Annotated in this window: 13 protein-coding genes; 7 read left to right on the forward strand and 6 right to left on the reverse strand. The window is 65.0% G+C overall.

Annotated elements, in window-relative coordinates:
• Positions 1-35: 35 nt before the first annotated feature.
• Together BG60_RS02980 and BG60_RS02985 are read right to left on the reverse strand one after the other, a co-directional pair.
• Positions 36-1,385: a GntT/GntP/DsdX family permease gene (locus tag BG60_RS02980; protein WP_033537184.1), complete on the reverse strand. Its 1,350-nt coding sequence runs from the start codon at positions 1,383-1,385 to the stop codon at positions 36-38.
• A gap of 59 nt (positions 1,386-1,444) precedes the next feature.
• The gene (locus BG60_RS02985) at positions 1,445-2,824 is read right to left on the reverse strand and encodes a homoserine dehydrogenase NAD-binding protein (RefSeq protein ID WP_008346927.1); all 1,380 of its coding nucleotides are present in this window, start codon (positions 2,822-2,824) and stop codon (positions 1,445-1,447) included.
• A gap of 186 nt (positions 2,825-3,010) precedes the next feature.
• Here BG60_RS02985 and otnK point away from each other — a divergent pair, with 186 nt between their 5' ends.
• Positions 3,011-4,312, forward strand: a complete 1,302-nt coding sequence (gene otnK, locus BG60_RS02990) for a 3-oxo-tetronate kinase (protein WP_034470207.1) — start codon at positions 3,011-3,013, stop codon at positions 4,310-4,312.
• A complete protein-coding gene (gene otnC, locus BG60_RS02995) occupies positions 4,312-4,947 on the forward strand; it encodes a 3-oxo-tetronate 4-phosphate decarboxylase (RefSeq protein WP_008346930.1) in 636 nt (211 codons plus the stop codon). The genes otnK and otnC overlap by 1 nt, the downstream gene beginning before the upstream one ends.
• Positions 4,948-5,079: 132 nt before the next feature.
• Here the strand turns inward: otnC and BG60_RS03000 are convergent, their stop codons facing one another.
• On the reverse strand, positions 5,080-5,865 hold the full coding sequence (locus BG60_RS03000; RefSeq protein WP_008346931.1) for an IclR family transcriptional regulator: 786 nt from the start codon (positions 5,863-5,865) through the stop codon (positions 5,080-5,082).
• A gap of 188 nt (positions 5,866-6,053) precedes the next feature.
• Between BG60_RS03000 and BG60_RS03005 the strand changes: the two genes are divergently transcribed.
• Positions 6,054-7,337: an MFS transporter gene (locus BG60_RS03005; protein WP_008346933.1), complete on the forward strand. Its 1,284-nt coding sequence runs from the start codon at positions 6,054-6,056 to the stop codon at positions 7,335-7,337.
• A gap of 4 nt (positions 7,338-7,341) precedes the next feature.
• Positions 7,342-7,788, forward strand: coding sequence for a type II 3-dehydroquinate dehydratase (locus BG60_RS03010; protein WP_008346936.1), 447 nt, complete (start codon positions 7,342-7,344; stop codon positions 7,786-7,788).
• Here the strand turns inward: BG60_RS03010 and BG60_RS03015 are convergent.
• Entirely contained in the window at positions 7,779-8,285 is a 507-nt protein-coding gene (locus BG60_RS03015; RefSeq protein ID WP_033537185.1) for an NUDIX domain-containing protein, read from the reverse strand. The two genes, BG60_RS03010 and BG60_RS03015, sit on opposite strands and share 10 nt — an antisense overlap.
• A gap of 55 nt (positions 8,286-8,340) precedes the next feature.
• Positions 8,341-9,888 (reverse strand): methyl-accepting chemotaxis protein, encoded by a 1,548-nt coding sequence (locus BG60_RS03020; protein WP_008346940.1) that lies wholly within the window; start codon positions 9,886-9,888, stop codon positions 8,341-8,343.
• A gap of 203 nt (positions 9,889-10,091) precedes the next feature.
• On the opposite strand from BG60_RS03020, the gene BG60_RS38100 reads away from it, so the two are divergent.
• Positions 10,092-10,361 (forward strand): hypothetical protein, encoded by a 270-nt coding sequence (locus tag BG60_RS38100; RefSeq protein WP_152563169.1) that lies wholly within the window; start codon positions 10,092-10,094, stop codon positions 10,359-10,361.
• Positions 10,362-10,494: 133 nt separating this feature from the next.
• Positions 10,495-11,382 (forward strand): PTS sugar transporter subunit IIA, encoded by an 888-nt coding sequence (locus BG60_RS03025; RefSeq protein WP_008346942.1) that lies wholly within the window; start codon positions 10,495-10,497, stop codon positions 11,380-11,382.
• 14 nt (positions 11,383-11,396) lie between these two features.
• Here BG60_RS03025 and BG60_RS03030 read toward each other — a convergent pair whose 3' ends face one another.
• Positions 11,397-11,855, reverse strand: coding sequence for a septal ring lytic transglycosylase RlpA family protein (locus tag BG60_RS03030; protein WP_008346944.1), 459 nt, complete (start codon positions 11,853-11,855; stop codon positions 11,397-11,399).
• A 125-nt stretch (positions 11,856-11,980) separates the two neighbouring features.
• Here BG60_RS03030 and BG60_RS03035 point away from each other — a divergent pair, with 125 nt between their 5' ends.
• Entirely contained in the window at positions 11,981-12,574 is a 594-nt protein-coding gene (locus tag BG60_RS03035) for a BPSL1445 family SYLF domain-containing lipoprotein (protein ID WP_008346946.1), read from the forward strand.
• Positions 12,575-12,579: the final 5 nt, after the last annotated feature.

Consider the following 12,579-nt stretch of genomic DNA (forward strand, 5'->3'; position numbering starts at 1 on the left):
GCCCCGGCGCGCGGGCTCGCCGGGGGTCGCTTATCTTAGCCGATGAACATGTTGATGAGCAGCACCCCCGCGAGCCCGACCAGCGACTGCACGCACAGCATCAGCGTCCACGTCCGCAGGGTCTGCGAGACCGTCAGCTGGAAATACTCCTTGAAAAGCCAGAAGCCGGAGTCGTTCACATGCGACAGCATCACCGCGCCGGATGCGGTCGCGAGCACCATCAGTTCCGGCGAGACGCCCGGATGCGACATAAGCAGCGGCGCGACGATGCCCGAAGCCGCCACCGTCGCGACCGTCGCCGAGCCGACGCACACGCGCAGCAGCGCGGCGATCACCCATGCCAGCACGAGCGGGCTCACGGCCCAGCTCGCCGTGTGCGTGACGATGATGGTGTCCAGATGGATCGATGTCAGCATCTGCTTGAAGCCGCCGCCCGCGCCGAGAATCAGCAGGATCGCCGAGAGCGGCGCGATGCCCTTGCCGATCATCTTCTGCATGTCAGCGAGCGGGAATCGCGCCTTGATGCCGAGCGCGAAGAACGCGAAGATCACCGCGGCAAGCAGCGACAGGATCGGATCGTTGAGCGACTGGAAGAACACGTATTGCCCGGTGCCCTTCGTGCTGTAGTCCATCCCGACGGTGCCCGCGAGCATCAGTCCGGGCGGAATCAGCAGGCACAGCACGGACAGCGCGAGCGACACGTCGGTGGCGTTCTCCGCATCGGTGCGCGTGCCGCCGGGGCCCTTCGAAAGATCGGGCGCCGGGCCGAAGCTGCGTCGCGCGAACGCGGTGAAGAGCGGACCGGTAATCACCGCCGCCGGAATCGCGATGATGAGACCGTAAAGCAGCGTGAGGCCGGTGTTGGCGTGATACGCGGTCACGGCGAGCGTCGGCGCCGGATGCGGCGGCAGCAGACCGTGCGACACGTAAAGGCCGGCTGCGAGCGGCAAGCCGATATACAGCAGATGGCTGCCGGTGCGCCGCGCGATCGTATAGACGAGCGGCGCGAGCATGATGAAGCTCACGTCGAACAGATGCGGCATGCCGATCAAGAGCGCCGCCGCGCAGACCGTCCACGGCGCGAGCCACAACGGCCGCTTGCCGACGAACGCATTCGCGATGCGGTCCGCGCCGCCCGTGCCGATCATGATGCCGCCCAGCACCGCGCCCAGACCCACGACCGGCCCGGTGCGCGCCAGCGCGCCGCCGAAGCCCTTCGTGAAGCTGTCGATCGCGTGCTCCGGCGTCACGCCCGCCGCGAGCCCGAGTCCGAGCGCGACCAGCGTCAGCGCGATGAACGGACTCAGCCTGTATCGCGCGATCAAAACGATCAGCACGACAATCGCGATCACGGCCATCGTGATCGTCCCGAATTCTCCCCGCATGGTGTCCCCTTCCTGATTCAGTGTTCGAATGATTTCGTCGTTATCGGAACGTGCGGCGCTCAGGCGCAGCCCGTCGTCCATGCGCTCAACAGCGCTTCGTCGGGGTTGTATAGATCGGCGATCGTGATGAGTTCGCCCGCCTTCACATCGCGTGCGAGCGTCGTGTGAGCCGCGAGATACAGCGGCGCGACATCGGCGGGGGCGTTCCTGCGATCGAGCAGCACGGCCTGCACGCCGGTCACGTCGTGATGATGGCCGCCCATGTGCAGCACCGTGCCCGCGGCGATATCCACGTTCGCGCGGCCCGCCAGCACGACGCATTGCGCCGGCTTCGCCGCGCCCGACGGACGCCCGTGCAGCACCGCGTCGAGCAGCGTGATCGGCGTCTCGACGCCCATGAAGTGATACGGCAGATACAGGCACGCGTAGCGGCCGTTGCGGCTCACGACGTGGCCCTTTTGCGCGAGCAGTTCCCACGTCGGCGCATCGAAGGTACGCACGACGACGAACACGCCGCCCGCGAAGCTCGCCTCGTCGGGACGGCGCAGCATGTTGAACACGTCGATGACGCCCGAGCGCGACAGCACGCCGCCGTCTTCGCGCAGCGCGTAGATGTCGGCAAGTTCGGTCGTGCGCGCGACCGGGTAATGCAGCAGTTCGACGTCGGATACGAGGTTCGTGTTCGTCGCGACGACGCTCATCTCGCAGTAATCCGCCGTCGCCGATGTCTTGCGGCCGCGCAGCGCTTCGCGGCGCGCGGCGAGCGTCGCGGGAATGTCGTCGCCGAGCGACATGAGGCCGGCGAGTTCCGGCGCTTCGAACGTCTGATCGAGCTGTGTGACCTTGCCGGTCGCATCGTCGAACACGAGGTCGTATTCGCTCGACTTGCCCGCCGCGACGACATCGAGCCCCAGCACGCGCGCCCACGTCACCCAGCCGATCAGGTTCGACGGCTGATCGCCGTCCGCCGTCGTGTAGACGACGCCCTGGCGCTGGGCGAGCCGCGCGAGCGACACGCCCGCGACCGAATCGACTTCCTTGCTCACCATCGCGACGTGGCGCTTCGCGATGAGCGCCGCGACCGCCACGCGATAGCCCACCGACGGATTGCCGGTCGCTTCGACGAGGATGTCGTACTGCGCCGAGGCGATCAGCGCGACGTCGGCGACGAGCGCGATCTTGCCGGCGTCGAGCGCGGCGACGCTCGCGGCATCGGCGCATTCGACGAGCGCGGCTTCATCGAAACCCAGCTCGATGCACATCGCGCGCAACCCGGCGACGTCGAGATCGCACAGGACCGCCGGAAAGAGGCGCGCCATCAGCCGCGTCTGCGCGAGCAGCGTGCGGGCGAAACCGCCCTTCGCGCCGGTCAGCGCGTAACGCACCGGCTGGCCCGCGTGCGCCGACGAAGCCGGGGAAAACAGAAGTTCGAAGTTCATCTTGGGATCCGCGCAAAAAAGCGTTGCCGACGCACGTTAGCCGGCGAACGGGGTGACAGGTCGCGGACACAGCCCGCGCCCAATGGAGCAGACGTTAACGCTCTTTATCATTACAGTCAATTTTTTTAACATCGATTAACACGGAATGTTCACTGCGCCGTACAATCGGCCGCCGGAGGGAACACCATGCAAACAAGCCATCGCCGTCCCGTTCTGGGATGCATCGCCGACGATTTCACCGGCGCCACCGACCTCGCCAGCACGCTGGTGCGCGGCGGCATGCGTACGATCCAGACCATCGGCGTGCCAGCATCCGCCGTGCTCGACGATGTCGACGCGCTCGTCGTCGCGCTCAAATCGCGCACCATCGCTGCGGACGACGCCATCGCGCAGTCGCTCGCCGCGCTCGACTGGCTGCGCGGCCAGGGCTGCCGTCGGTTTTTCTTCAAGTACTGCTCGACCTTCGATTCGACCGATGCGGGCAACATCGGACCGGTTGCCGAGGCGCTGCTCGATGCGCTCGCCGACGGCGGCGAAGGCGACTTCGCGATCGCCTGCCCGGCGTTTCCGGAGAACGGGCGCACCGTGTATCGCGGACATCTGTTCGTCGGCGATGCGCTGCTCAACGAATCCGGCATGGAGAACCATCCGCTCACGCCGATGCGCGATCCCAACCTCGTGCGCGTGCTGCAGCGTCAGTCGAAGTCGACAGTCGGCCTGATCGCGAGCGCGACGGTCGCGGCGGGCGCCGATGCCGTGCGCGACGCGATCGCGAAGCTGCGCGCCGACGGCGTGCGCCTCGCCATCGCCGATGCGCTCACCGATGCCGACCTGCGCACGCTCGGCGAAGCGTGCGCGGAGTTGCCGCTCGTCACGGGCGGCTCGGGCGTCGCCATCGGATTGCCGGAAAATTTCCGCCGCGCGGGACTGATCGAGCCGAACGACAAGGCCGCCGATCTTCCGGCCGTCAGCGGCCCGGCGCTCGTTCTGGCAGGCAGCGCGTCGAAGGCAACCAACGCGCAGGTCGCGGAATGGCTCGAGACGCGCCCCGCGTACCGCATCGATCCGCGTGCGCTCGCGCGTGGCGAAGCCGTCGTCGAGGCAGCGCTCGCTTTCATCGATACGCACGCGACGCAGCCGGTGCTGGTCTATGCGACCGCCGCGCCCGACGAAGTGAGCGAAGTGCAACGCGAGCTGGGCGTCGCGGCGGCGGGCAAGCTCGTCGAGGATGCGCTCGCCGCCATCGCCCGCGAGGCGAAGGCGCGCGGCGTGCGCAAGTTCGTGGTGGCGGGCGGCGAGACCTCGGGCGCGGTGGTGCAGGCGCTCGGCGTCGACATGCTGCAGATCGGACCGCCGATCGATCCGGGCGTGCCCGTCACGGTCGCGCTCGGCGAGACGCCGCTCGTGCTCGCGCTCAAGTCGGGCAACTTCGGCGCACGCGATTTCTTCGCGAAGGCCCTGCGCTATGCCGAAGGAGAACGTTCGTGATGACCGACGCGAAATTGCGCGAGGAAATCTGCGCGGTCGGCGCGAGCCTCTATGCGCGCGGCTATACCGTGGGCAGCGCGGGCAATATCAGCGCGCGCTGCGACGATGGCTGGCTCATCACGCCGACCGACGCCTGTCTCGGGCGGCTCGATCCGGCGGACATCGCGAAGGTCGATGCGCAAGGCCGGCATGTGTCGGGCGCGCGGCCATCGAAGACGCTGGAACTGCATCGCCGAATCTACGAAAACAACGCCGATACGCGCGGCATCGTGCATACGCATTCCACTTCGCTCGTCGCGCTGACGCTCGCGGGCGTATGGAGCGATGAAGACGTGCTGCCGCCCATCACGCCGTACTACGTGATGAAGGTCGGGCATGTGCCGCTCGTGCGATACCGGCGTCCGGGCGACCCGCAGGTGGCCGCGGAAATCGCGCGGCGTGCGTCGTCCGTGCGGGCCGTATTGCTCGAACGGCTCGGGCCGGTAGTGTGGGAACGCAGCGTCTCGCACGCTTCGTATGCGCTCGAGGAACTCGAAGAAACCGCGCGTCTGTGGCTCATGACGACGCCGCGTCCCGCTCCGCTGGATCAGTCCGCCATCGCTGACTTGTGCGCGGCTTTTGGCGTGCGCTGGTAGCGGCGCAGCAAGCGAATCGGTGAGATGTGCGTTCGATCGTCGACAGAACGCCGTCGCGATCAGAACTTGTGCACCAGGCCGATCCCGATGCCGCGCGAGTCGCTGCCGGGCGCGACCGAAAGGGCCGAACGCTCATCCCTTGCCGAGCGGCGGCCGGCTCGGAAATCCCGCGAGATTGCTCAACTGGGCCAGCTCATTGGAAGCTTCGAGCAGCAGGACCGAATACTCGTGAATCTTCTCGGCGGTCAGCCGCACGCGCGGACCGGCCAGGCTGATCACGCCGACGCAGCGCGAGCCGCTGACCACAGGCACGGCCACCGCCGACATGCGCGGCGCAAACACCTCGTCGATCATCGCGTAGCCACGCACGCGCGCCGCGTGCAGGAAACCGAGTAGCGCCTTGAGCGTCGTCGGCGCATTGGGTCCGAACTCGTTCGGCTGCCCGAAGCCCTGCTTCAGCACGAGCGCGGCCGCGCGTTCATCGGACATCGTCATGAGCCATGCGTGTCCGGTCGATGTGCACGAAAGCTGCGCTGCCTGGCCCATGTCGGGATCGTAGCGAAAGCCGGTGCGTTGCCCGTCTGCCTTCCCTACCCAGATGATCGCTTCACCGTCCACCAGCGACAGACGCGCCAGTTCGCCGGTCCGCGCGGCGACGCGTTCGATGATCGGCTGGGCGATATCCGCGATGCCCGTGAGACTCAGGAATTCCAGCCCGTTCGATGTCATCCGCATGGTCAGGATGTAGCGGCCGTGATCGGCCATCTGCCTGACATAGCCGCCTTCGACGAGCTCGACGAGCACGCGGTGGCATGTGCTGCGCGGCAAGCCGAGCGCATCGGCGATGGCCAAAAGGCCCGCGCCTTCGCCTTGCGACGCGAGAAAGTCGAGGACACGCAGACCGTTTTTCAGCGACATCGTTTGGCTATTTTCGTGATATGAAACGCAGTTCCGGTGCGGAACGCCTCGCTTTGGCAGCGCAAACAATAGCATCTGTTCGTCACCAGAAACGAACGTTTGAAGATACCGAAAATTCAGGAGACGTCATGTCAGTCATCGCTGACCCAAACATTGCCGCGAGCGAACGATCCGCACAGGCTCACTTGATGGCGCGTCGCGCGGTGGCGGGCGCCACCGTCGGTACGGCGCTGGAATGGTTCGACTTCGCGTTGTACGGCGTGGTCGCGGCCACGATCTTTCCCAAGCTGTTCTTCCCGTCCCTCGACCCGACCGCCTCACTGCTCGCATCGCTCGCGAGCTTCTGGGCCGGGCTTGCCGCGCGGCCCCTCGGCGCGGTGATCTGCGGCATGCTCGGCGATCGCTGGGGACGCCGCAACCTCATGCTGATAACGGTCTCGGTGATGGGCGCGTCGTCGTTCCTGATGGGACTGCTGCCCACTTATCAGCAAGTCGGCATCCTCGCGCCCACGTTGCTGGTCTCCTTGCGCATCGTTCAGGGTTTCGCGCTCGGCGGGGAATCGACGGGCGCGCAATTGATGGCCGTCGAACACGCATCCGCTTCGAAGCGCGGGCTGTATTCGGGCCTGCTCGGCATTTGCTCGCCGCTCAGCCAGATACTCGCCAATCTCGCGCTCTTCACGTTGTCCGCCTTGCTGTCGGCCGATGACTTCGAATCGTTCGGATGGAGAATCCCGTTCCTCGCGAGTTTCGTGCTCGTGCTGCTCGGCATCTATATCCGCATGAAGGTCAGCGAGACGCCGGCATTCGAGGCGCTCAGGAAGAAAGGCGAAGGCGCGCGCGCCGCGAATCCCCTCGGCGTCGTATTCAAGTTCCACTGGCGCACCGCGCTGCGCCTCACGCTGTTCTTCTGCGGCCCGGCTGCGCTGTTCTATCTGATCGTGGTGTTCTCGCTCAGCTATCTGACGAAGAACCTCGGCGTGCCCAAACAGACCGGCTTCATGCTGCTGATGGTCGCCAATGTCTGCGCCATCGTGGGCGCTCTGGCGGGCGGCTATCTGAGCGACCGGATCGGGCGCAAGCGCGCGCTGATGATCGGCTCCTTCTGCACGCTGATCTGCTGCCTGATCTACTTTCCGATCCTCAATCAGCACTCCATCGCCATGACGATGGCCGTGATGGGCGCCTTCCTCGGCTTCACACAGTTCCAGAGCGGCATTCAGCCGGTGTGGTTCGCAGAATCGTTTCCGACCGAAGCGCGCTACACGGGCTCCGCGCTGTCCTACTCCGGCGCCAATCTGCTCACCGGCGGACCGATGCCGATCGTCGCGGTCGCGCTGCTCAATGCCTTTCACGGTTCACCGTGGGCCATCGTCGCTGTCTGCGGCTCGCTGAACCTGCTTTCCTTCCTCATGATCGCGACGTCGCGGGAAACCAAAGACACGTCCCTCGAACGCAGCGCTACCCACTGACACCATGGCTCGCAAACTCTACATTCTCAACGGCTCCAATCTGAACATGCTCGGCGCACGGGAGCCGCACATCTACGGGCATACGACGCTAAAGGACATCGAACAGAACTGTCTCGCGCTCGGCGAGACGCTCAAGTTCGACTGCGTATTCCGTCAGACCAACAGCGAAAGTCAACTGATCGACTGGATTCAGGAGGCGTTCTTGCAGGACGCCGCGCTGATCATCAACCCGGCAGGTTTTTCGTTCGGGCGGATTCCGGTGCTCGACGCGGTCAAGCTGATTCGCCGGCCGGTGGTGGAAGTGCACATCACGAACATTCATCGGCGCTCAGAGGAGTATCGCCATTCGACGATCTCGGTGGCCGCCACCGCGGTCATCTGCGGAGCCGGCGCGAACGGCTACTTGCTCGCGATCCGCGCGGTCGACGACCTCTGGGGCGATCAAAGCTGAGTCTCGCAATACGCGGCCGCTGCGTCCGTCAACGCAAGGCCGCGCAATTCTTCCGGCGACGCCCAGTGCACGGCGATGATCTCGCGATTATCGAGCCGCAATCCGGGCATCGCATCGAGATGCAGCTCGAAGAAATGCACGGTGTCGCGCCGTCCGTCCCATATGCCGCACGCGCTGCCCGCAGGGCGTAGCGGATGCGACGTGAGGCCGATCTCTTCTTCGAGTTCGCGCAGCGCCGCGGCATGAGGCGTCTCGCCCGGGTCGATACTTCCGCCGGGCAAGTTCCATTCGAGCCGATACGACGGCTTCACCAGGAGGAGCATCGATCCGACGTAGATCGCCACGAGCGCGCCTTCGTGCTCAGGCTGTCGAAGGCTCCACCACGCGCGCGCGAGCCGGAACGCGACGCGAAGCATCACGCGCCAGACAGAGTCGATCAGCGTGGCCGGCCGCGCCTGGTCGTGATTGCGCGTGGGGGCTCGCTCCTTTCGTTGCATCGTCAGAGAGTCTTCCGTTTCGTTGCGTTCATGCGGCACAGTTTATCGCGCGTGCTCATGCAGCCTGAACCGCGTCACCGCGCAATCTGAACACCGCCACCGCGTCACGCAGCGACGCGGACTGTTCCGCCAGCGCGTGCGCGGCCGCGGACGCCTGCTCGACCAGCGCGGCATTCTGCTGCGTGACTTCGTCCATTTGCGTCACGGCCAGATTGACTTGCTCGATGCCGCTGCGCTGCTCTTCCGACGCCGCCGAAATCTCGCCGACGACGCCCGTCACGCGTTGCACCGAACCGACGATATCGGCGATGATCGCGCCCGCATCGCGCACCAGCGCCGCGCCGGTTTCGACGCGGCCCGTCGACTGTTCGATCAGCACCTTGATCTCCTTCGCCGCCGACGCGCTGCGTTGCGCGAGCGAGCGGACTTCGGCCGCGACGACCGCAAAGCCGCGCCCTTCCTCGCCGGCGCGCGCTGCTTCCACGGCCGCGTTCAACGCGAGGATGTTGGTCTGGAACGCGATGGCATCGATGACGGCGATGATCTCGCTCACCTTGCCCGAGCTTTCGGAGATGCCTTGCATGGTCTCGATGACCTGCTCCATCGTGTCGCCACCGGACGCAGCGGTTTGCCATGCGGTTTGCGCGAGCGACGACGCAGCGGCCGCGTGCTCCGCGTTCTGCCGCACGGTCGCCGTGATTTCTTCCATGCTGGCCGCGGTTTCCTGCAGCGATGCGGCCTGTTCCTCGGTACGCGAGGACAGATCGAGATTGCCCGATGCGATCTGCGCGCTCGCGGTCGCGACGCCTTCCGCGTTATGACGCACCTGCCCGACCACCTTCGCGAGACTCGTCTGCATGTGCTTGAGCGCGACGAGCAGTTCCGCGATTTCGTCCTTGCCGCGCGCATCGAACTCGAGCGACAGATCGCCCGTTGCAACAGCCTGCGCGCAGCCCAGCGCACGATTGAGCGGACGCGACACGCTGCGGCTGAACACGTATCCGCCGATGAGCGCGAGCGCCAGCACGACGAGCATCAACGCGATGCTGGCGAACGATGCCTGCCGCGCATCGGCGTCGGCTTGCGCGGAGACGCGGGCGCTGTCGGCGGCGATTTTCCTCGCGGCCTGTTCGAGCAGCTCGGCCGGTTCACGGTCGACGCCTGCAACTGCGCTATCCCCGGCAGATGCCTCGAATCCCGCCGACTTGAACGCTTCGAAGCCGCGCCGGTATCCGGTGCCCATCGCGAGGTGCGCGGACGCGAATCGCTCGATCAGATCGCGGCCTTCTCCTGCGGGCAGCGTGCGCTTGAGTTCGTCCGCGAGCTTGTTGACGGTGCGCTCGCGGGTTTCGAAAGCGCTCCAGTACTTCTGCAGCTTCTGCGGATCCTTGCCGCGCAGGAGCGTGTCCTTCCACTCCTGCACCTGCAGCTTGAACGTGACGAGCATCTCCGAAACCATGCGCTCGCTGGCGACGTTGGCCGCGACTTCGGTGCGGTACGCATCGATGGAGCCGTTGAGCGCGAAAATGCCATAGAGGGCGCCGGCGAACATCAAAACGAGCGCGGCGGCGAATGCGAGGGGAATCTTGAGACTGAGTTTCATCGGGAAAGTGTGGATAGACGCTGCGAGCGCTTTGGGACGCGGATCGCTGGTTTATCGGCAACCCCGGCCGGAACTGGAGGGCGGCGAGCCCGAAAAACGCCATGAGCCACCCGTTTGGGATCAGTTACGGACGGCCATTCCATCGACGAACCCGGCTATTCTGAAATGGCGCTTTGGCCCCCGCCTCAGCGCGCTCGCAACGCATGGCCCGCCCTCTCTCACGGCGGGCTTTTTCTCGTATCGGTGACAGATTGAGCAAAGAATTGACGGTAATCGACCGCCATATTCAAGACTGCAAGGGGATGATCGCCCGGCAGCAGACGCGCCTCGCAAAGCAAAGGCAACTCGGACGCGAAGATCAGTCTTCCGCGTATCTTCTACGCTGCCTGCAACATAACCTGCATGCACTGATCGGCGCGCGCGTCGCGTTTTGCTCTTCCGACGTGCGCGATTTGTCCCTTCCGTCCCTCTGATCACGATGCAAAGCGCCGTGAGCGCTTCATACGAGTCTCGCTCTCCACACGCCTGAGCATTTTTACGTCGTCTTCATGTGCGCGGGTTTATGCTGAAGTGCTTGCTTCGCCACGCGTCCGTAAAGGAGTCGACATGGTCAGCGCGCTGTCAGCCTTCATCGCGCGATTGGGCTTCGCGAGAACCGCGCCGGGCCGCGTCGCGCCATTCGGCGAGAGCCGTCATGTGATGGTTCACGTAACCATCGACGCAAAACATGCCACGCCGCTGCGCCGCTCGCTCGTGCGCGACTGCGTGGGCGAACCGTGGACGATACGCGTCACGCCACTGCACGAACGCGATCGCGTCCGGCTCACGCTGATCCTGCCGCGAACGGCCCTTCACGGCGCGATCGATCGTCTGTCCGACGTCGCGCCATCGGCAAAAGTAAGCGGCTTGCTCGAAGTTCCGGACACGCCTTCCGATGCCTGGCGCAACCTCATGGAACACAGCGTTTCGATCGGCGGTGATTCGGCGGCGCATATCGTCAAGCCGCGCGACGAACCGACTTCGCTATCCGGCCTGCTGACGCCGGAGCACATATTGCTCGGCGCGGATATCGCGAATCGGGACGCGCTTTTCAGCACGATCGGGCGCTTCGTCGACCATCGATATGGATTCGCGGCGGATCAAGTCACGTCATGCCTCGCGGCCCGCGAGGCGCTCGGTTCGACCGCGCTTGGCGAAGGCGTTGCCGTCCCGCACGGACAACTCGAAGAAGTGAATCAGGCGATGGCGCTGTATATCCGCCCCGCAGCGCCGATTCCCTACGCCGCGCCCGATGGAAAGCCGGTGACGGATGTGATCGCCCTCTTCGTTCCCGAGCGCGTGAGCATGACGCATCTGCATTTGCTCGGTGAAGTCGCGGAGCACTTTTGCGATCATCGGTTCCGCGAGCAACTTCATCTCTGCCGCAATGCGACTGCGGTATGCAGGCTTTTCGCGGATTTCCCCGTCAGCGGACCCGCGCGAAGCGCGACGTGATTTATTTCGCCATCCTACTTTGTTTCCGCCTGCGGAACTTCGATCGGCTTTACTTCGACGGGTGCGGTGCCATCCTTTTTGATCCCGAGCTTGTCCGCCGTCTTCGGCGATACATCCACGATCCGGTTCTTCGCATAAGGACCGCGGTCCTTGATCTCGACGACATCGCTGTTGCCGTTCTCGAGATTCGTGACGCGCGCCTTGGTGCCGAGCGGAAGGGTCTTGCTCGCGGCCGCGTTGGACTGCGGATCCATGTGTGTGCCATCGGCCATTTTTTTCTTGTAGAACTTGCGGCCGTAGTACGAAGCCTCGCCCTTGCGCGGCTTGCCTGAGCGATCGATCCCGCTTGCATGCGCGGACTTCGCCTTGGCGTGATGACGATGATGATTCGGCGATGCCGTCTCGTGCGCCGCATAAGCGCTGCTCAAACACGTCGACATCAACACGCATACGAATGCCCGAAGCCGCTTCATGTTCTTATCCTCTCGAATCCGATGTCCCGACTTTGCATCGGCGTAGCAGACTTCGGACCGTTTCCCTCTGCGCAATACGCTTGTATAGTGCGAGAGCCCACGATACTGTCGATGAGAGGAACCGTATGAATCAGAAGAACAAGAGGCGTCTTTTGCTCACCGGCGGCATGGCGGCGGCGGCGCTGTGCATTGCCGGATGCACGACCACGGGTCCGTCGTCCGGCGAAACCGCAGCCGGCACGGCCGATCGCGATCGCGCCATCGACGCCGCCGTCGATGCGACGCTGCAACGGTTATATGTTTCCGTGAACGGCTCGCGCGAACTCGTGAGCAAGGCGCGCGGCGTGCTCGTTTTTCCTCGCGTGATCGCGGCGGGCTTCTGGTTCGGCGCGCAATATGGCGAAGGCGCATTGCGTATCGATGGCCGCACCGACGGCTACTACAGCACGGCGGGCGGCTCGTTCGGCTTGCAGATTGGCGCGCAATCGAAAGCGATCATCTATGTGTTCCTGACCGACGATGCGCTCGCGCAATTCCGTCGGCGCGACGGCTGGGCGGCCGGCACCGATGCGACCGTCGCGGTCGCCAGGCTCGGCGCGAACGGCCAGCTCGATACGACCACGGCCACGAATCCCGTCGAGGTCTTCGTGCTGACGAATGCCGGTCTCATGGCCGGCGTGTCGCTCGAAGGCACGAAGGTCAGCCGGCTGAGTCCGTAACCGCG

The sequence above is a fragment of the Caballeronia zhejiangensis genome (assembly GCF_000698575.1).
Classification (GTDB): Bacteria; Pseudomonadota; Gammaproteobacteria; order Burkholderiales; family Burkholderiaceae; genus Caballeronia; species Caballeronia zhejiangensis.